Origin of the sequence: Saccharothrix sp. CB00851 (assembly GCF_001905065.1) — a bacterium.
Lineage (GTDB): Bacteria > Actinomycetota > Actinomycetes > Mycobacteriales > Pseudonocardiaceae > Actinosynnema.
Map to the genome: position 1 here is coordinate 34,372 of NZ_LWLC01000043.1, position 17,729 is coordinate 52,100.

General features: G+C 69.2%; 19 protein-coding genes and 2 pseudogenes. 16 read left to right on the forward strand and 5 right to left on the reverse strand.

All coding sequences use genetic code 11. The features are described from left to right. The first annotated feature begins 54 nt into the window (after positions 1-54). Both A6A25_RS33800 and A6A25_RS33805 read left to right on the forward strand, forming a co-directional pair. Positions 55-1,431: a family 20 glycosylhydrolase gene (locus A6A25_RS33800; protein ID WP_073897162.1), complete on the forward strand. Its 1,377-nt coding sequence runs from the start codon at positions 55-57 to the stop codon at positions 1,429-1,431. Between the two features lie 130 nt (positions 1,432-1,561). Then, positions 1,562-2,737 (forward strand): transposase, encoded by a 1,176-nt coding sequence (locus A6A25_RS33805; protein ID WP_241829068.1) that lies wholly within the window; start codon positions 1,562-1,564, stop codon positions 2,735-2,737. 48 nt (positions 2,738-2,785) lie between these two features. Here the strand turns inward: A6A25_RS33805 and A6A25_RS46705 are convergent. Then, positions 2,786-3,815, reverse strand: a pseudogene (locus A6A25_RS46705) (IS630 family transposase). A 126-nt stretch (positions 3,816-3,941) separates the two neighbouring features. Here A6A25_RS46705 and A6A25_RS33820 point away from each other — a divergent pair. Beyond that, the gene (locus A6A25_RS33820) at positions 3,942-4,175 is read left to right on the forward strand and encodes a transposase (protein WP_274534369.1); all 234 of its coding nucleotides are present in this window, start codon (positions 3,942-3,944) and stop codon (positions 4,173-4,175) included. A gap of 27 nt (positions 4,176-4,202) precedes the next feature. On the opposite strand, the gene A6A25_RS33825 is transcribed toward A6A25_RS33820, so the two are convergent. From A6A25_RS33825 to A6A25_RS46985, 3 genes are all read right to left on the reverse strand, one after another. Further along, on the reverse strand, positions 4,203-4,514 hold the full coding sequence (locus A6A25_RS33825) for a MarR family winged helix-turn-helix transcriptional regulator (RefSeq protein ID WP_073897164.1): 312 nt from the start codon (positions 4,512-4,514) through the stop codon (positions 4,203-4,205). 338 nt (positions 4,515-4,852) lie between these two features. After that, the gene (locus tag A6A25_RS33830) at positions 4,853-5,392 is read right to left on the reverse strand and encodes a DUF5956 family protein (RefSeq protein WP_073897165.1); all 540 of its coding nucleotides are present in this window, start codon (positions 5,390-5,392) and stop codon (positions 4,853-4,855) included. Positions 5,393-5,509: 117 nt separating this feature from the next. After that, positions 5,510-6,061: a transposase gene (locus A6A25_RS46985; protein WP_073897167.1), complete on the reverse strand. Its 552-nt coding sequence runs from the start codon at positions 6,059-6,061 to the stop codon at positions 5,510-5,512. Positions 6,062-6,494: 433 nt separating this feature from the next. Here A6A25_RS46985 and A6A25_RS44365 point away from each other — a divergent pair, with 433 nt between their 5' ends. The 13 genes and pseudogenes from A6A25_RS44365 to A6A25_RS33890 all read left to right on the forward strand — a co-directional run bounded on the left by A6A25_RS44365 (position 6,495) and on the right by A6A25_RS33890 (position 16,661). Beyond that, positions 6,495-6,659 (forward strand): hypothetical protein, encoded by a 165-nt coding sequence (locus A6A25_RS44365; RefSeq protein WP_158073866.1) that lies wholly within the window; start codon positions 6,495-6,497, stop codon positions 6,657-6,659. 474 nt (positions 6,660-7,133) lie between these two features. After that, the gene (locus tag A6A25_RS33840; protein WP_073897169.1) at positions 7,134-7,715 is read left to right on the forward strand and encodes a hypothetical protein; all 582 of its coding nucleotides are present in this window, start codon (positions 7,134-7,136) and stop codon (positions 7,713-7,715) included. A 54-nt stretch (positions 7,716-7,769) separates the two neighbouring features. Beyond that, positions 7,770-8,489: an ATP-binding cassette domain-containing protein gene (locus A6A25_RS33845; protein WP_158073867.1), complete on the forward strand. Its 720-nt coding sequence runs from the start codon at positions 7,770-7,772 to the stop codon at positions 8,487-8,489. Next, the gene (locus A6A25_RS33850) at positions 8,489-9,742 is read left to right on the forward strand and encodes a hypothetical protein (protein ID WP_073897172.1); all 1,254 of its coding nucleotides are present in this window, start codon (positions 8,489-8,491) and stop codon (positions 9,740-9,742) included. The genes A6A25_RS33845 and A6A25_RS33850 overlap by 1 nt, the downstream gene beginning before the upstream one ends. 178 nt (positions 9,743-9,920) lie before the next feature. Continuing rightward, positions 9,921-10,529, forward strand: coding sequence for a hypothetical protein (locus A6A25_RS33855; protein ID WP_073897174.1), 609 nt, complete (start codon positions 9,921-9,923; stop codon positions 10,527-10,529). Beyond that, positions 10,526-10,981, forward strand: coding sequence for a hypothetical protein (locus tag A6A25_RS33860; RefSeq protein ID WP_073897175.1), 456 nt, complete (start codon positions 10,526-10,528; stop codon positions 10,979-10,981). Before A6A25_RS33855 ends, A6A25_RS33860 begins: the two co-directional genes overlap by 4 nt. Before the next feature lie 280 nt (positions 10,982-11,261). Continuing rightward, positions 11,262-11,566 (forward strand): annotated as a pseudogene (locus tag A6A25_RS33865) (transposase); the annotation flags it as partial. 146 nt (positions 11,567-11,712) lie between these two features. After that, positions 11,713-11,967 (forward strand): hypothetical protein, encoded by a 255-nt coding sequence (locus tag A6A25_RS44370; RefSeq protein WP_073897177.1) that lies wholly within the window; start codon positions 11,713-11,715, stop codon positions 11,965-11,967. After that, the gene (locus tag A6A25_RS46990; protein WP_274534368.1) at positions 11,964-12,092 is read left to right on the forward strand and encodes a hypothetical protein; all 129 of its coding nucleotides are present in this window, start codon (positions 11,964-11,966) and stop codon (positions 12,090-12,092) included. Before A6A25_RS44370 ends, A6A25_RS46990 begins: the two co-directional genes overlap by 4 nt. Further along, complete coding sequence (locus tag A6A25_RS33875; RefSeq protein ID WP_073897179.1) at positions 12,086-12,277, forward strand: hypothetical protein; 192 nt, start codon at positions 12,086-12,088, stop codon at positions 12,275-12,277. Before A6A25_RS46990 ends, A6A25_RS33875 begins: the two co-directional genes overlap by 7 nt. A gap of 196 nt (positions 12,278-12,473) precedes the next feature. Continuing rightward, positions 12,474-14,975: a phosphatase PAP2 family protein gene (locus tag A6A25_RS33880; RefSeq protein WP_083668890.1), complete on the forward strand. Its 2,502-nt coding sequence runs from the start codon at positions 12,474-12,476 to the stop codon at positions 14,973-14,975. 10 nt (positions 14,976-14,985) lie between these two features. After that, positions 14,986-15,399, forward strand: coding sequence for a hypothetical protein (locus A6A25_RS33885; protein ID WP_073897182.1), 414 nt, complete (start codon positions 14,986-14,988; stop codon positions 15,397-15,399). After that, positions 15,396-16,661, forward strand: a complete 1,266-nt coding sequence (locus tag A6A25_RS33890) for a hypothetical protein (protein ID WP_073897184.1) — start codon at positions 15,396-15,398, stop codon at positions 16,659-16,661. Before A6A25_RS33885 ends, A6A25_RS33890 begins: the two co-directional genes overlap by 4 nt. A 115-nt stretch (positions 16,662-16,776) precedes the next feature. Here the strand turns inward: A6A25_RS33890 and A6A25_RS33895 are convergent. Beyond that, on the reverse strand, positions 16,777-17,729 hold a 953-nt coding region (locus A6A25_RS33895; RefSeq protein ID WP_083668891.1), incomplete at its 5' end, for an ISAs1 family transposase.

Genomic DNA, 17,729 nt, shown 5'->3' on the forward strand with positions numbered 1-17,729 from the left:
CTGCACGGGCTCGACGTCCGGGTCATCGCGCACGGGGCACCGGGAGCCGACGTCGTGGTCGTCGTGGACGGCCCCGAGGCGCTGCGGCTGGCGCACCTGCCCGGACCCGACGGGGTCGACCCCCGCGCGGCGCGGGCCGACGAGCGGTACCGGCTGACAGTCCGCTCCGGGGGCGTGCTCGTCGAGGCCGCAGGTGACGAAGCCGCCTTCCGCGGCCTCACCACCCTGCTCCAACTCGTCGACCCCTCGTTGACCGTCCCCGGCGTCACGATCGAGGACGGACCCGCCTATGCGTGGCGCGGCCTCTCGCTCGACGTCGTGCGCCACTTCTTCCCGCCCGAGGAGGTCTGCCGCGTCGTCGACCTCCTCGCCTGGTACAAGCTCGACGTCCTGCACCTGCACCTCACCGACTCGCAGGCGTGGCGCGTGGAGGTCACCAGCCGTCCTCGGCTCACCGGGCCTCACCCCACCGCGACTGCGGACTTCTACTCGCGCGCGGGCCTCGACCGGATCATCGCGTACGCGGCGGAGCGCTACGTCACGGTGGTCCCCGAGTTCGACGTGCCCGGCCACGTGATCGCCGCGTTCACCGCCTACCCGGAACTCGCCGGCGGCACGGAACCGGCACACCCGTACGTGCGCTACCTCGACCCCGACATCCCAGAGGCCGCCGCCTTCGCCCGAGACGTGCTCCACGAACTCGTCGACCTGGCGCCAGGACCGTTCGTGCACCTGGGTGCGGACGAGCCGTTCGGCATGCCGGTGCAGGCTTACCGCCGGTTCGTCCAGGACGCGCACGCGCTACTCCGCTCCCGCGGCAAGCGCGTCGTGGCCTGGCAGGAGGCCGCCCGCGCGGACTGCCTGGACGGCGACGACGTGCTGCAGTACTGGATCGGCCCCGACAACCCCTTCGACGTGGAGCAGCTGAAGGCGCGGGCCCCGTCCGCGCTGCACCGAGTGATCGACGACGCGGCCCGGATGTTCGCCCTCGCCCCGCGGGACATCCCGACCGCGGCCGCGGCGGGCGTGCCGGTGCTGGTGTCCTCCAACACGATGCTGTACCTGGACCGCCCCTACGCGCACGCCGACGACGAGCCGGAGCGATCGCGGCGACATGTCGGACACTCGGACTACGAGGCACGCAGCCCCGAGCAGGCGTTCACCTGGCACCCGAGCACCCTGCCCGAACTCACCGACGCCGGCGCCCGGTTCGCCGGCGTCGAGGCGGCGATCTGGTGCGAGACCGTCGACTCGTTCGACGACCTGGCGTTCCTGCTGCTCCCACGCCTCGCGGGAGCAGCGGAGAAGGCCTGGACCCGACAGGTCACCGACTGGCCCCACCACAGCGCGCGTCTGACCGCGCATGCCGGCGCGTGGAGCGCCCTCGGGTTCCACGCCGCGTACCGCGCGGACCCTCGCGCAGTGGGCTAACTGGTCCTAAGCTTGAGTTTTAACCTCTGAGGGGTCGGCCAGCCCCCTGGTTGATCACGAGTGAAGCCCTTGGTTGATCATTCTTCTTGCGACAGAAAGAAGATCGAACCAAGGGCTTCAGTTGATCAGTGTGCACCATGCCCGTGATGCCGGTGCGTCCGGGGAGCTGTCCGAGTTGCGGCAGGAGTACTACCAGTGCCTGACCCGGCGGACGGACGCCTTGTTCGAGCTGACCGACGCGGTGTTGTGCACCGACGGGCCGGTCCCCTCGATCGCGGAGCTGTCGCTCACAGGCGAGCATCGCCGCGGGCATGGCAGCGGCTATGCCGCGCTGGCACGGGGGCGTGTCGACATCGACCGGTTACGGACGGCGCTGACTGCGGTGTCGCTGCCTCGTGCCGCGGATGGGCGGTTGGTGCTGGCGGTGGACGTGACCTGCTGGCTGCGCCCGGAGGCACACACCTGCCCGCAGCGGATCCTGCGTCACACCTACGGCCGGGGCAAGGACCAGCACATGATGGTCCCGGGCTGGCCCTACTCCATCGTCGTCGCCCTGGAAACCGGACGTCACTCGTGGACCGCGCCGCTGGACGCGGTCCGGCTCGCGCCCGGTGACGACGCCGCGAGCGTGACCGCCCGACAGATCAGGGACGTGGTGTCCCGGCTGATCGCCGCCGGCCAGTGGAAGCAGGGCGATCCGGAGATCATGGTGGTGCTCGACGCCGGCTACGACGCGCCCCGCATCGCCTACCTGCTCGCGGATCTGCCGGTGCGGGTGCTGGGACGGATGCGGTCGGACCGGGTGCTGCGCCGCCCGACCCCGCCTCGTCCGTCCGGCACAAGGGGCAGGCCCTGCCGCCATGGCGGCGAGTTCGTCTTCGGCGACCGGGCCACTTGGGGCGAGCCGGAGATCACCATCGAGACCAGCACCCGGCTCTACGGCCCTGCGCTGGTCCGGGCCTGGGACCGGCTGCACCGCGGGTCGACCTACACGGCCTTTCGATTCACGGAACGGTTGGCGGACAACGGTATTCTGCCGTCGATGGGGTCGGTCGGCGACTCGTATGACAATGCTCTGATGGAGAACTTCTTCTCCACGTTGAAGATCGAGTTGGTCTACCGCCGCTCCTGGCGCACCCGTGACGAGGCCGAGAACGACCTGTTCCGTTATATCGACGGGTTCTACAACACCGAACGCATCCAGAAGGACCTCGGCTGGCTCAGCCCCGACGAGTACGAAGCCGCCTGGCACACCGCTCAGGCCCGGCCAGCTACCATCCCGGCGGCACCGACCGCATCCAGGTAACAACCGCCTCGGGTTATCGGGGGAAGCTCAAAATGCTAAAGCACCTGATTACAAGTCTTGTCCGTAACCCTCGGGTAGCCAGGGTGAGGTCCAGGGTGCGGCGGTGGTGAGCAGTTGCTCGTCGGTGCGGCTGTGGAAGTAGGCGTGGGCCTGCCGGACGCGGTCGGCCATGGTGGCGGGTGCGGTGTTGGCGATCCACTGCTTGAGTCCGGCCCAGACGCGTTCGACGGGGTTGTCCTGCGGGCTGTACTTGGCGCCCTGGATCAACATGAGGCGGGGGTGTTTGGCGAGCCATCGTCGGGTGATGCCGCTGTGGTGGGTGGAACCGTTGTCGCAGACGACGGCCACGGCAGGGGCGTCGGGATAGGCGGTGAGCAACTGTTCGAGGAAGTAGCAGAACACCACCGAGACGTTCTTGACCGAGACGTGGTGGTGGAAGGCGCCGGTGGCGAGGTCGATCGCACCGTGCACGGTGCGGCGGCGGTTGCTGCCGGGAGTGGGGATGCGGTGGCGCAGGCCGGTGGGCATCCAGGTGGCCCGGACCCTGGGCAGCAGGTCGATGTGGGTCTCGTCCTCGGCCAGGACCACCGATTCCGACCGGGAGCGCGGCGATGCGGGCGCGGATGTCGGCGCAGATCGTGTCGTGGTCGGGGTCGCCTTTGGCGATCAGGCGGGGACGGCACCAGCGGGCCTGTTCGCGTAATCGCCGGTGAAAGGTGGCCAGGCTCATCGCCGGGCGCCCGGCCGCGCGCCACAGGCGGGCGGTGGTCCAGGCTTTCGGGGTGGTCAGCAGGGTGCGGATGCGCTGCCCGAGTCGGGGGCTGCCCAGGCGGGGGCGTCCGCTGCGGGGCCGGTCGGGCAGCCCTGCCAGGCCGTCGCGGGCGTGACGGTCGATCCAGCGGCGCACCGTGGCCGGGTCGTAGTGCAGCAGCTCGGCGATCTCGGCGGCGGTCATTCCGGAGGCGGACAGCAGCACCATCACGATCCGGGCGGCCACCCGCCACTGCCGGTGCAGGGCGGTGACCAGGTCCTGGTGCTGGGCGGGGGTGGGGTCGGCGTAGACGTGCGCGGGGCGCATACTTGCGGTGGCCTCGTCGTGGTGGGTTCAGGTGTGGTAACCGAATCCAACCGCGACGAGGCCCTTCGCGTTCACGGGGCATCACCCCGGCGCGTTACGGACAAGACTTCTGATCGAGCGCTTTAGCTGGAGGCCAACGCCGACCGGGTCGAGCTGCACCTGATGCCCGGCTACAGCCCTGAGCTCAACCCGGACGAGCTGCTCAACGCCGACCTCAAACGCAACGTCAACGTTTCACGCGCCCACAACGTCGACCGACTCGCCAACGAAACCCGACGCTTCCTACGCCGACGCCGACGCCAGCCCCACATCGTCCGCGGCTACTTCCAGGCCCCGCACGTCCGCTACGCCGCCATGTAGGCAACCGAATACTTTTGGCTCAACAGCTCAGGCCCGGTCACGCAGGCAGTCGTGAGGCAGGGTCGGGCCGGCGGCCCGGCCCTGCCTTCTGGAAGCAGCCATTCCGGACCACGGCCGCACGGTGTCGCGGCACTTCCCGCACTGCTCCAGAAGGCGCCGCAGCGCGTCGGCGACGACGGTCTTCGTGTCGTCCAACGGCTCCAGCAGCCGCGCGTACAGGTCCATGTGCTCGGCCGGCATCCCGTCCACGGGCCGCCGGCCCCGGTCGGTCAGCCTGATCCGCACCACCCGTCGGTCGTTCGCGCCCGCGACCCGTCGGACCAGGTCCTTGGCTCCCATCCGGTCGATCCGGTTGGTGATGGCCGGCCTTGACCAGCGACGCGGACAGGGACGCGCCCGCCGTCATGCCGTTCGGCGCCCCCGAAGGACGGGTCGCCAACCGGACCCGACGTCGTAGGTCCGCCGGCGGACGCGCGAGCGCCCGTGGTCCACCAGGACCCGCACGGGTCGTCGCTCGGCGACGACGGCCGGTGCGGCGGGACGGCCCCGCCCGAGGCGGAGTCGTGCCGCCTACGGGTGTTCGGGGACGCCTGTCGGGTTCGCGGTGCTTCGTCGGTCGTACAGCGACCAGCCGGTGGGCTCCCCTATCTCGGAGCGGACGCACCGCCCGTGCCGCATCAGTGTGAGTAGAGACCGGCCACGATGCCGGTCAAGAGGGCCATGAGCCGGCCGGGATGTACGGCGGTGCCGTCCGGGTCGGCCTCGCGCAAGGCGGCGTGGACGTGGGTGTAGACGTCGTCGAGAGTGCCGTGGCCGGCGGGCAGGTGCTGGTACCAGCGGTGGCCGCGAGGTGGGGCGGGCACCCCGGCGTCGGCCAGGTAGTCCTCGATGCCCTCGTCGATCGCCTCCTGGTCGGTGGAGGTGCGGGGCCCGGTGTGGGTGGTCGTGGAGGTGCCCCGGATCTCGGCGGTCGTGACGCTGTGCGGTTCCCGGTCCGGCAGGCGCACCAGGTGTTCGGGACCGGCGAGCCAGGCGATGAGCATGGTGAAGCCGGTGTCGGGCACCCGGTCGTAGGCGGTCTCCTCGATCCGCAGGCGGGCCGGGGGTGGGCGGTCGGGACGGCGAGCAAGCGTGGTGACCGGCGTGTCTTGGGGCAGCAGGCGCACTTGCCGCCATCGGCCGGCGTCGTGTTCGGGTGTCGGTGCCGGCTGTTCCATGTCTCTCGCGCCTTCGTGGTTCCAGTCTGCGTTCCCGCCGTCGGATGGTGGGAACCGGACGGCCGGTCCCGCGCACCGGGTGCGCGGGACCGGCCACATGGTCCGGGACGGTACCGGTCAGGTCATCGGCAGGTCGGCACCACTGGAAGTAGCAGTTGTCGCTGCCGTAGCAGTAGAAGTAGGCGCTCTCCAGCGTGCCCATCGCGTAGGCGGGGTAGCCGCCGGGGGTGAACTGGCCGTTGACCCCGCCGTAGTACTCGTTGGAGTTGTTGAGCCGGTTGCCGTAGAGGGTGCCGCTGTTCCAGCGGGTGTTGCCCTCGGCCAGGCGGTCGCGCAACGCGTCGAGCAGCCGCTGGGAGGCACCGGCCCTCTCCAGGCGACGAAACGCTTGCAGACCTTGGGCCAGGGCGGGAAGTCCGCGGGCAGGGCCTGCCGTTTGATGCCGTTGTCCACCACGTAGAGGATCGCGTCGACGATCAGCCGACGGCAGTGCTTCTCCCACCGCCCGCCTCGGCCGGCCAGGCACGCCGGGTCGGGCGGCAGCGGGTCGATTTCGGCCCACTGGGGTCGGTGACGTCGGTCGGATACCGGGCCGTCCGCACGGCGAGCTGGTGGGACGCGGCCAGGCGGCAGCCACGGGTACCCGTGGCGGACCCGCCCAGGGGGCATTGGGCACGATGACAACGGAGCTCCTGACAGAACGGCGCTTCGACAACGTCCGATCCACCAGCAGTTCCCTCGTCTGCGCGCCGAAGCGCCTTCACCTCCTCAAGCTCGGGAACAGCCACTTACAACCACAACCTGACGAGTAGCTGACAATCACGCACGGGGGCAGGCTCTGGCCGCTCACGCGGCGCAGCGGTGCGCTACGGTCCGAACACCGGCTGCGACGGGGAGGACGACCAACGAGTTCAACGCCCAACACCAGGTCCCGCCGGCGGGACAGCGCCTTACCGGAAGGTCACTCCGCTCGAGATGACGACGGTCGATCGCGCAACTCAATGGGCTCGCGGCGCCGCAGGGCGCGTTGTCGGGCACCTTGCGCGGATATTCCGAGGACGGTGCCGATTTCCTCCCACGTGTGCGTTCTCTGGTGCGAGGCATGTTGATTCCCGCGCGCTTCGACAAGCAGTTCATCGAGGTGCTTCTCGGCTGCACGGCGGAGTTGTTCCACCGCCCACAGTCGGGCGAGCACGATGTCGTGGAAATTATCCCGCACGTCCTGTGCCAATTCCTCCACAGCGGTGCGGACGTGCCGCGTGCCTAGTTCACTTTCAGTCACGTGGTCCTACCCTAGTGATCCCACACTCGATGAACAACTGTTGTGTTGAACGTACAACTGTTGTTCAAGACTCTCCCAGGGGTTGGGCGGAAGACGGTTCCAGGAAGTTCTCGCAAGCGAAGTCCACCTGTTCGTCAAATGTCCGGCAGTAAGGACCACGGTAGGTGACAGCCCGTCGTTCGCACTGGGCCGATCGAGTGTTCGGTGAACATCTCTCTAGTTTTCCTCCGGGTCATGGGTAAAGTGCTTGGCGGGGCGGATCGCCGAATGGTCTACCGACTTGGATCGACTCGACCACCGGTTTCCCGCTGGCCTCGTTCGACGAACGTGGTCGACCTTTGGGGGAGTGCCATTTATTGAAGAGCGGGACCGGGCGCGTGCGTTCTCGCGCCATCCATTGCTCTGCTCCATCAGCACTGCCACCCCCAACCCTGCACTCGACCTATACAGGAGTGGAAAGTGAGAGAGAGCATCAAGAAGGCGCTGTCGGCCGCGGGGCTGATCATCAGCGGCTTGCTCGTCGTCGGTGGCGGCGTCGCGGCGGCCGAGTCCGGCGCGGTCGCGGACCCGGCGGCCGAAGTGAGCGCGCAGGCGCTCCCGGGTGGCCCGTGGGGGACGTTGACGGTGTACACCGACAGCGGCATCCCGATCGCGCAGGCGTCGGGCACGTGGCAGGGCTACCGGGAAGACCAGAACCGCGGTTCGCGCATGCAGGACTGGATGCAGTACCGCGACCCGGCCAACAGCGACTCCAACGGCGCCTACGTCGACCACGACTGGTACTTCAACTCGAACCAGTGCTACGTGTCGTCGTACAGCACCAGTGGCGGCGGCATCGCGTGCAGCCAGGGCTGGTGGGGCGCGGGGAGCTACGACTCGATGGACCGCGCCGGCGACTCGAACTGGAAGTACTGGGAGGCGTGGCGCGCCATCGACCCGACCGGCACCAGCGGTCGCGGCGCGATGCGCGCTTGCGTGGACTTCTCGTGGGCGACCGATCCCTGCTCGGCCGCCATCCTCCGAGGTAATGTGAACTACTGATTCGGTCGGGGCGGGGCGATTCGCCCCGCCCCGCCGGGCACTGGAGCAGACAGCGTGACGCACAGCATCTCCGTCGAGGACGTCCGGTACGGTTACGACCGCAACCGCCCCGTGTTGAATGGACTCAGCTTCGCACTTCCCGGTGGTTTGCACTTCCTGCTCGGCGTGAACGGTGCGGGCAAGACCACCCTGTTCCGGCTCTTGCTCGGCGCGCTGCAACCGGCTGCCGGGAGGATCAGCGTCCAGCGATCCGCGGAGTCCGGTGTCGACGCGGTCGGTTACCTGCCGCAGGCGTTCGACTTCCCGGGCCACGTGACCGTGCGTCAATTCGTCCGGTACGTCGGGTGGCTGCGGGGCATGCGCAAGACCGATGCCGCCGCCACGAGGGCGATTGGGCTCGTCGGCCTGGCTGAGCGCGCCGACGTCCCGCTCAAGAAACTCTCCGGCGGGATGCTGCGCCGCGCGGGAATCGCGCAGGCGATCGTGCACGAACCGGCCGTCCTCCTCCTCGACGAGCCGACCAGCGGCCTGGACCCCGCGCAACGGGTGGACCTGCGCGCATTGTTGACCGGCCTCGCGGAATCGATGTGCGTACTGGTGAGCACGCACCTCATGGAAGACGCCCAATATGCCGGAGGCGACGTGCTGATCCTGCACGACGGCGCCATCCGGTTCCAGGGCGCGACCACCGAGGTCGAGATCGGGGACCAGGATTCCGGTACCACCGGCCTGTCCCCATTGGAGCAGTATTTCCTGCGGATCACGAGGGCTTGATGTTGTCCTGGACTGTGGTGTTGCGGCGCTCGGCGGGCTGGTTGGCCCTGCCCCTGTCGTTGGGCCTCGCCATTTTCGCGTTGACCGTGCCGGAGGCGAACTGGCGTTTCGAGTGGGGCCGGTCGATGAGCGCCGCGGGGCTGTACCTGTTCATCGCCAGTCCGTTGTACGCCGGGCTGGCTTCGTTCGACACCGTGTTCTGGCGCAATCGCACCGCCCAGGTGGCAGAGGGCATTCGTGACCGAGACCTGATCGCCAGGCTGCCGTGGCTCTGCACGGCCGCGATCGGTCTCGCCGTCCACGCGGTGGTGCTGCTGGCCATCGCGGTGACCGCCGCGGTGTCGGGCGCGGTCGGCGCCGTGCACGTGGAGATCATCGTGGTCCAACTCCTGTCGATCGCCGGTTTCGCCGCGCTCGGCGGTCTGGTCGGCCTCTACACCCGCAGCTACCTCGCCGCACCCGTGCTCGCCCTCGTCTGCGTGGGCCTCAACGTGCTCGCGCCGACCGGGCCCTTCCGCTCGCTGGTCACCGTGGGCACCGGCACCAAGGACCTGATCGAGTTGCGTCCCCATCCCACGCAGATCGCGCTGCAGGTCGGGGTGTTCACGGTGCTCTTGGTCGCGGCCTTGCCGGTGCGCCTGTTCACCCGCCGCGCCCGCACGTCGGTCTCGGCCGTGCTCCTCGCCGCCGTGCTCGTCACCGGCGGGGTCTTCGGCGGCAGTGCCCAGCCCCTGGAGTTCGACCAGGCCGAGCAGGTCTGCCGGCAACACGAGGTGGCGGTGTGCGGCCCGGCCGCGCTCAGCGACCGGTTCGCCGCCATCGGCGGAGCGCTCGCCGACGTCGCCGCACCGCTGGTCGCCATCGGGATACCGGTGGAGCGCCGGTTCGTCGTGCTGACCGATGGTGGCATCGCGCCACCGGACGTCCGGGCGGCGTTGTTCATCGGCACCGAAGCCGTGCGTGACCCGGAGCGGCTGGCCGTCGCGGCCAGGCGCGGCGTCACCTCCGGGGCGCACTGCGACAGCCGCTCGACGGCGATGCCGCACGACTCCGTCGTCCTGGGCCGGGCGATGCTCGACGGTTGGCTGCAGCGCCGACTGGGGCTCGACCAGCCGGGTACGTACCCCACCGACCTCGTGGACGCCCTCGAAGCGCTGCCCGCTCCCGACGTCGCTCACGTCCTCGGCGCCGTCTACGCGGCAGTCGTCGACTGCGCCGAGAAGGTTCCGCTCCCGGGTCCGGGGGCGTCCTAGGCTGACGCCGCGTGGGGCCGGGCGCCTGCGGTCGGCCTGGTCGGGGCGCCAGCGGTGAGACGGTTTCCGCGGCGAGTCGGCCGCCACGCACGTCCGACCCGGGCCGGACGTGCACGCGAACCCCCGTCGGGTCGGACACCGACGTCCCCGCCGGACACGCCCTACCGGAAGTGGAACCATGGCCTTGTTCATCCTCACCCGCTGGCGTCCCCGGCTGTGGGTCGCGCTAGTCGTGATCGGCTTGTTGTACTGGTTCGTAGCCGGGCACCTGCTGGTCGTCCCACTGGTCAACGGTGAACCGCGCGTGCCCGCCGACCCGCTGCTGCCGTGCGGGTGGGCGGTGGTCGCCGGTCTGCTGTTCGGGCACCCCATGCGGCAGATCGAGGAGATCGCCCACCGGCGGCTCACGTGGGCGAGGGCGTGGTGGTTCGCCTTGGTCCTCGCGGTGGGCGGCGCGCTGTCGATCGCCGCCGGCGCGGTGTTCTCGGCGACAGCTCCGGCCGAGAGCACGCGCAGTTGGTTGGCGTTCCTGGGCGTGACGCTGATCTGCGGGCAGCTGCTCGGCATCGGGCTGTCGTGGTTCGGCCCCGTCCTGCTCCTCGTCGCTACCCTCTTCCTGGGCAAGGACGACGTGGACAACCCCAGGGCTTGGGCATGGTTGCTCCACGAGCCCTCGTGGTCCTCGGGTGGCCAACTGGTGTCGCTGGGGATCTTGGTGATCGGCGCCGCCCTCTACGTCGGAGGGATCGGCTCATCGACGTCGTCGGACGGACGGGGAGAACCATGAGTTCGGTGCATCGGGTTCGGATCGGGCTGGGCGCGGCCCTCGTCGCCGCGCTGGTCTGGCTGGTCGTCGTCGGTGTCCCGGCGATCGAGGAGGCGGGCTTCCGCTCGGAGCTGCGGGCGAGTGGGTCGCGGTTCGACGCGCGGGTGGCCGAGGCGGGTTTCGAGCGACCGGACGGCACGCTGCGGGAGGTCGTCGTCACCGGACCGTTCGACAACCTGGTCGGTGTCGACCTGGGCGAGAGCCGGGTGCGCGTGCGCGAGGTCGGTGACGAGTTGCGAGTGGTGGTCCCCAGCACGGCGTATCACCGGGGCCTGCCCGAAGACGTGGTGGACCGCTCGGTGGCGGCCTACCTCCTGGCTCGTCTGGCAGCTCCCGGTGTGGTTGCCGTGTCGCTGCTCATCGCCCTGGTGATCGCCCACCGACGCGTCCGGTCATCCGGGCAACACCACTGAAGGACTTGTCCCGTTTCGGGCGGGTGTACCTGCCGAGAACCAACGGTAGTCGTCGAGCGCCCCACCGGAGCCGGGCCCGAGCAGGTGCACGCGAAGCAGTTGGTGGCGGCCTTCGACGATCCACCGTGCCACTCCACCGACGAGATCGAGCCATCGTCCCGGCTCAGCGGGACGACCGTGCCGTCAACGACCTCCACGTGACGATCCTCATGCTCCGCTTAGTACGACAACGACAGGTTGTGATCTGAGGTTATCTTCTGGTACCTGATCTTGTGTGTCGATGGAGTCGGTGTCGGGTTGGTCGGCGGGGTTCGATGCGTTCCTCGGCCGGTTCGCGGGTCGGTTCCCGCGTGTGGAGTCGCGGCGCCGGATGCGTTGGTACGTCAGGGTTTGCTCTCCGAAGTGGAGCGGAAGAACGGGTGGACGCTGGCCGAGGCAGCCGGTGATGCGGGTCCGGAGGGTATGCAGCGGCTGCTGAACTTCTACGCCTGGGACACCAACGGGCTGCGCGACGACGTCCGCGCTGCGGTGGTCGAGGCGATCGGTGACGCCGAGTACGGCGTGCTGGTGATGTCATTCGCCGGATGCTGCCGAGGGTACCGTCCGATAATCTTCCAGGCTGATATTCCTCGGGGCCGCGGTCGAGTACCTGGCGCACGTGCTCGCGCGGGTCGAGGACCGGCTCGATCCTGACCGGGTCGTGGACCGGCGCGAGACGCGGTGAGCCGGAGATGCTGACCCGCGTCGAGCACGAACGCGCACAGCGCACCGGAACCGAACCGCAATGGCGCACCCTGGAACGACGGGTCCGGGCCGTGGCCGCCGGATCAACCGGGCCGGGCGAGTTCGTCGACGTCCTCGCGCTCGGCGGGGTGAGGGTGACGCCGTCGACCACGGTCGACCTCGACGTGGAACGGGCGACCGGCTACCGGGTCGCTCTGGCCGAGGACCAGGTTCTCGACGGTGGCCCGGCTTCCACACCATGATCATCAACGGGAAGTTCGACGGCGCGATCAGCGCGCACACGCCCACCGGCACGTCGTACTGCAGCGTGTCCGGGAACGACATCGACCGCACCGCTGGGCGCGCGGCGACCTCGACGGCATGGTGACCGTGCTGGCCCCGGACGTCCGCTGGACCGAGGCGGCGGGCTCGGCGTACGCGGGCACGTACACGGGCCCGGCCGCCGTGGTCGAAGGCGTGTTCCGCCGAATGGACGGGGAGTGGTCGTCGTTCACCGTCGAGGTGGACGAGCTGCTCGACGCCGGTCACGCGCTCGCCGCCGCTCGGACGTGAGACGGCACGGCACCCGTTCAAGACCACGGGTGGCCGTCGGCTCGGCCATCTCGATGATCCTCTCGGGCGCGGGCCGCGCGGGTGTCGCCGCCGGCCCGCTTGGCGGCTGGATCGACCGGTGGGTGTCGCCCTTTGATGGAAGTGGGGGCCGAGCGACCGGCGTTCGACCGGGCCGGCTGAGATCAGGGGGGATGCGATGCTGTCCAGAAGTGTGCCCAGGAGAAGACTGACCGCGGGGTGGTCGGTGGCCGTGGTCGTCGCCGTGAGCGGGCTGGCGGGTGCGGTTCCGGCCACCGGTGCGGCCGCACCGGCCACGGCGGCGGCGTTCGACCACGTGGTGTTCTGGAACGACGTGCTGCTCGAATCCTACCGGCAGGCAGGCGGCGCGCCGGGGCCACTGGCCCGTGCGGGTGCGATGACGTTCCGGGCGATGTACGCGGCGAACACCGATCAGGCGCCGTCGGGGGTGGTGCTGAATCGGAGCGCCGCCATGGACGCCGCGGCGTACACCGTGCTGAGCCAGGTGTTCAACCGCACGGACCACCCCGGTGTCACCGTCGACTTCGCGGCCGAGTACGCGCAGGCACTGGCCGACGCGGGCGCCGGCACGAGCAGCCCGTCGGTCGACTTCGGCCGGCGCCGCGGTGAGGCGGTGGTGGTAGACCGCGCTGACGACGGTTGGAACGACCGCACGCCCTACACGCTCGACAACGGGCACGGTGCGTGGCGACCGACCGGCGGTGACTGCGACGACGCCTCCGACGCCGCGACCCCGAACTGGGGCAAGGTCCGGCCGTTCGTCGTCGACGGCGGATCGCAGTACCGGCCGGCGGTGCCCGGCGGGGCTACCGATTACGCCCAGTTCATCAACAGCACCACGTACCTCCACCAGGTGGACGAGGTGCGTCGCGTGGGCGGGCGCGAGGACTACCCGGCCAACGAACGCACGCCGGAGCAGACCGAGATCGCGTGGTTCTGGGCCAATGACCTGGACGGCACCTACAAGCCGCCGGGGCAGTTGATGGAGCACACCAGGATCGTCGCCGAGCGCCGAGGGCTCGGGCAGGACGAGAAGGCCATGCTGTTCGCGCGGGTCGCTCTCGCGCTCGCGGACGCGTCCATCGCGGCGTGGGACAACAAGTTCCTGTCGCCGATCGACCTGTGGCGGCCGGTGGACGCCGTGGAACACGCCTACTTGGGCGCGAGTTGGCAGCCGCTGTCGGCCGACCGGAACGGCAACCCGCTGACGCCGTGCTTCCCGGCCTGGGTGTCGGGGCACGCCACGTTCGCCGGTGCGTGGTCCGGGGTGATGCAGCGGTACTTCGGGACCGACCAGATCGGCACCACCCCGACCGACCGCGTCGAGCTGACCACCGAGGACCCGCACGCGACGACCGTGCCGGGCGGCGGGTTCAAGACGCGGGCGTTCACCACGTTCAGCGGAGCCGCTCGGGAGAACGCGTTGAGCCGCCTGTTCCTGGGCGTGCACTACAGGTTCGACGGCGACCGCGACGGGCTGGCGCTCGGCGACAACGTGGCCGCCGCGGTGTCCTCGTCGCCGGGCCTCGCCAACGGCCTCGGCCCCACCGGCGTGGTGTGGCGCGATGAGCAGCACATGTTCACGCGCGGAGTCAACGGGACGCTGGAGCACTACCGCTACGGCACCGATCGGGTCGTGTCGCACGACAGCTGGGGCGGCACCATCGTCGGCAACCCGAGCGCCTTCGCTTCCAAGTACGGCGGCACGGACCAGCAGCTCCACGTGATGGCCCGCGACGGCGAAGGCAGGCTCCTGCACTACTGGTGGGACGCCGCCACACCCGGCACGATCCGCCGCGACGTCTGGGCAGGGCCGAGGATCACCGGCGACCCGGTCGGGTTCACGTGGCGCAACGAGCAGCACGTCTTCGCCCGCGGCGCGAACGGGACGCTGGAGCACTGGTGGTTCGCACCCGGCACCGGGGTCAGCCACAACAGTTGGGGCGGCAGCATCGCCGGCAACCCGAGCGGCTTCGCCTCCGCTTACGGCGGCGCGGACCAGCAGCTCCACGTGATGGCCCGCGACAGCGAAGGCAGGCTCCTGCACTACTGGTGGGACGCGGCCGCACCCAACACCATCCGCCGCGACGTCTGGGCAGGCCCCAGGATCAGCAGCGATCCGACCGGGTTCACGTGGCGCGGCGAGCAGCACGTCTTCGCCCGCGGCCAGAACGGCACCCTCGAACACTGGTGGTTCGCACCCACCACCGGAGTCAGCCACAACGGCTGGGGCGGCTACCTGATCGGCAGCCCGAGCGGCTTCGCCTCCGCTTACGACGGCGCGGACCAGCAGCTCCACGTGATGGCCCGGGACGGCGAAGGCAGATTGCTGCACTACTGGTGGGATGCCGCCGCACCCGGCACCATCCGCCGCGACATCTGGACGGCTCCGTCGATCGTCAGCGACCCCACCGGGTTGGGAACTCCGCGAGGCGCTGTGGAGCAGCTTCCTCAGTACGGTGGTGCTGCCACGGCGTCGCCCGCAGGATGCGGATCGTCTGGTGTTCTGGCTGCGTTTCCTCCGGCTGTGCGAGCGGATGGTCGCGGGAGAAGCACCGGAGGCGCTGCTGGAGGAGTTCGGCGAATGGCTGCCGAGCGTGCCGAACCTGTTCATCCGGCCGAGCCCGCGCACGGTGACCTCGCCTCCGCCTTCTCGTGATGAGCGGCTGGTGGAGCGGCGACGGCGGTTCGCGGCCGCGACGGCGCATCTCGAACAAGTGCGGGCGGCGCACGCGCACGTGTCGGAGCTGGTGAGCACGCGGTTGGACACAGCCTCGCAGCAGGCGGAGAGCAGCTCGAACGGCGACTCCGGTCGTGGTAGTGCGCGTGCCGGCGCCGGCGATTTGGTGTTGCGGCTGGAAGAGATCAGTCCGTCGGTGTTGGCGACGTTGCGGCGGTTGGGGCTGACGGTGTCCCGGATGGATGCGCTGGACCTGGTCTCCGAGTTGGAGCTGCGGTTGGGCGCGGCTCATGCGGAGGTGAGCTCGCTGCGACGGGTCGACGAGGTGGTGTCGGTCGGGTCCGCCCTGGTGCGTCGGCGTCGGGTGCTCTCCGCCGCGGAGCTGGGCGAGGTGGCCCGATGAAGCCCGACATTAAGCCGTGGGGCATCGGCGACCTGATGGTCGTCAAGCAAGACCTGGTTCGTTACGCGCCTGGCGAGGTGGCCCACATCGAGAACGTCATGGCGACGGAGAGCCGGGGACGGGAACACCGGCGCCTGCGGCGCACCGAGGAAACGTTCGTCATCGAGCAGGAACACCTGGAGGAGAGCCAGCGAGACCTGCAGTCGACAGAGCGGTTCGAGCTGCGCCACGAGGTGGAAAAGACGATCAAACAGGAGACGAAGTTCGGGATCGGTACGGAAGTCTCCGGCGGATTCGGCCCGGTGAAGCTCGGGACGAAAACAGACTTCTCGACGAGTAAATCGAAGAATGAATCGGGGAAGCGCGCCACCGAGTACGCCAAGGAGGTCACTGAGAAGTCGGTGAGCAAGCTGGTGGAGCGGGTGCGTCAGGAGCGGACCACCAAGACGATCGAGGAGTTCGAGGAGAAGAACTTCCACAAGTTCGAGAACGCCGACGGTGGGAACAAGACCGGCGTCTACCGGTGGGTGGACAAGTTCTACCGGCTCAAGGTCGTCAACTACGGCAAGCGGCTCTTCTACGAGTTCATGGTGCCGGAGCCTGCGGCGTTCTACATCTTCGCCAGCACCTACAGCGTCAATACCAAGTTGTTGCCGGGGGAGCCGGAGCCGCCACTCGATCCGGAGAGCGAGGAGCCGCTGGAGCCGGGTCACATCACGCCGGAGAACTACCTGAGCCTGGTTGCGGAGCATAACGCCGCCGGAGTGACACCACCGCCGCGCGAGTTCATGCGGCTGACACGCATCATCACGCGGGAACTGAAGCCGGGACAACAGTTCGCGTTCGTGGACAACGAGTTGGAGGTCCCGGCCGGATATGAGCGGATCAGTAGTGATATCGCGATCAACGACCACCATGATCCCGGCCACTACTACATGGTGTACCACCCCGACTCATGGTTCGAAATCGATGACGGGAAGGCCGAGTACTTCTCCACGCTCCACATGGCAGACGGTATATATCCGATCGGTGTTCGGGGCGACGGCCTGCACTCCTTGATGGTCACCGTCACCATCGCCTGTCAGCGCACGAGCCAGGCGATGGACGAGTGGCGGCTCAAGACCTTCCAGGCGATCATGGACTCGTACCAGAAGAAGCGGCTCGCCTACGAGGAGCAGCTCGCCGCCGCGCAGATCCGGAGCGGAGTCCACATCGGGGGGAACACCCGGTCGTCAACCGCGCCATCGAGAGGGAGGAGCTGAAGAAGTCGTGCATCACGCTCTGGACCGGTTACACCTACAACCAGAACGCCGGCATCGACCACAAGCTGCCCGACGAGGGCGAGGAGATCGGGCCGGAGCACTTTCCCTGGCAGGGTCATTGCGTTGTGGGGTAGCTGCTGGTCACAGCGGTGATCAGGTCGTGTGATCGGCGGTTGGCGCGTCGGAGGGCGCGGGCGATGTTGGTGTCGCCGTTGGTGCGGTGCCAGCCGATCGCGGTGTTGCGCAGGGTGGCGATGACGGCGGGGCCGGTGCCGGTCCGGGCTTGGTGGGAGTCTTCACGGAACGTCACGTCGCGGACGTGGTGGACCTGGTTCTCGATGAGCCATTCGCGGCGTATCCAGTCCTGCAGATCGGCCGGCAGGGCGTCGCCGGCGGGCAGGGACACGGTGAAGTAGACCGTTTCGCGGCGGGTCTTTGCGCTGGTGGTGCGGCTGCGGGTGAGCCGGACGGCCTGCTCGGCGTGCGGGAACGCGATGCCGCCGGGGATGCGCGGGGTGACGGCTTTGACGGTGCGGGTCTCGCGGCGTCCGTGACCACGGTCGCGAGTGCGGTCCCCGACGGGGATTTTGGGCCAGGGCAGGGATTTGAGTTGGGTGAGCAGCTTCGGTTGGTTGCCTTTGACCGCGGTCATCAAGTGGGCTCCGCGGGCGGCGACCTGCCGGACATGGTCGGCTTGGGTGTGCAGGGCGTCGGCGACGAACACCGTGCCTTCCAGAGAGCCCATGACCTTGTGGACGGCGTCGAGAAGCGGTGTGAACGCGGGAATCTCGTTCGTTCTCGCATCCACGGTGACCTGGGCCAGGACGATGCCGGTGTCGGTGTCCAGCGCGGAGAGCAGGTGGATTTGACGGCCGCCGTCGAGGCGGGCGCCGCGCAGGGTCTTGCCGTCCACGGCGATGACGTGGCGGTGTCGGCGTGGACGGACCGGTGGTGATCGCCGGGCGCGGGTGGTGAGCCAGCCGCCGAGGACGGTGGCCAACAGGTCGGCGTCGAGGCGGGTTACAGATCTTGAAAGGTCAGGGTGATCATGCGTTCCTCGGCGTGTCC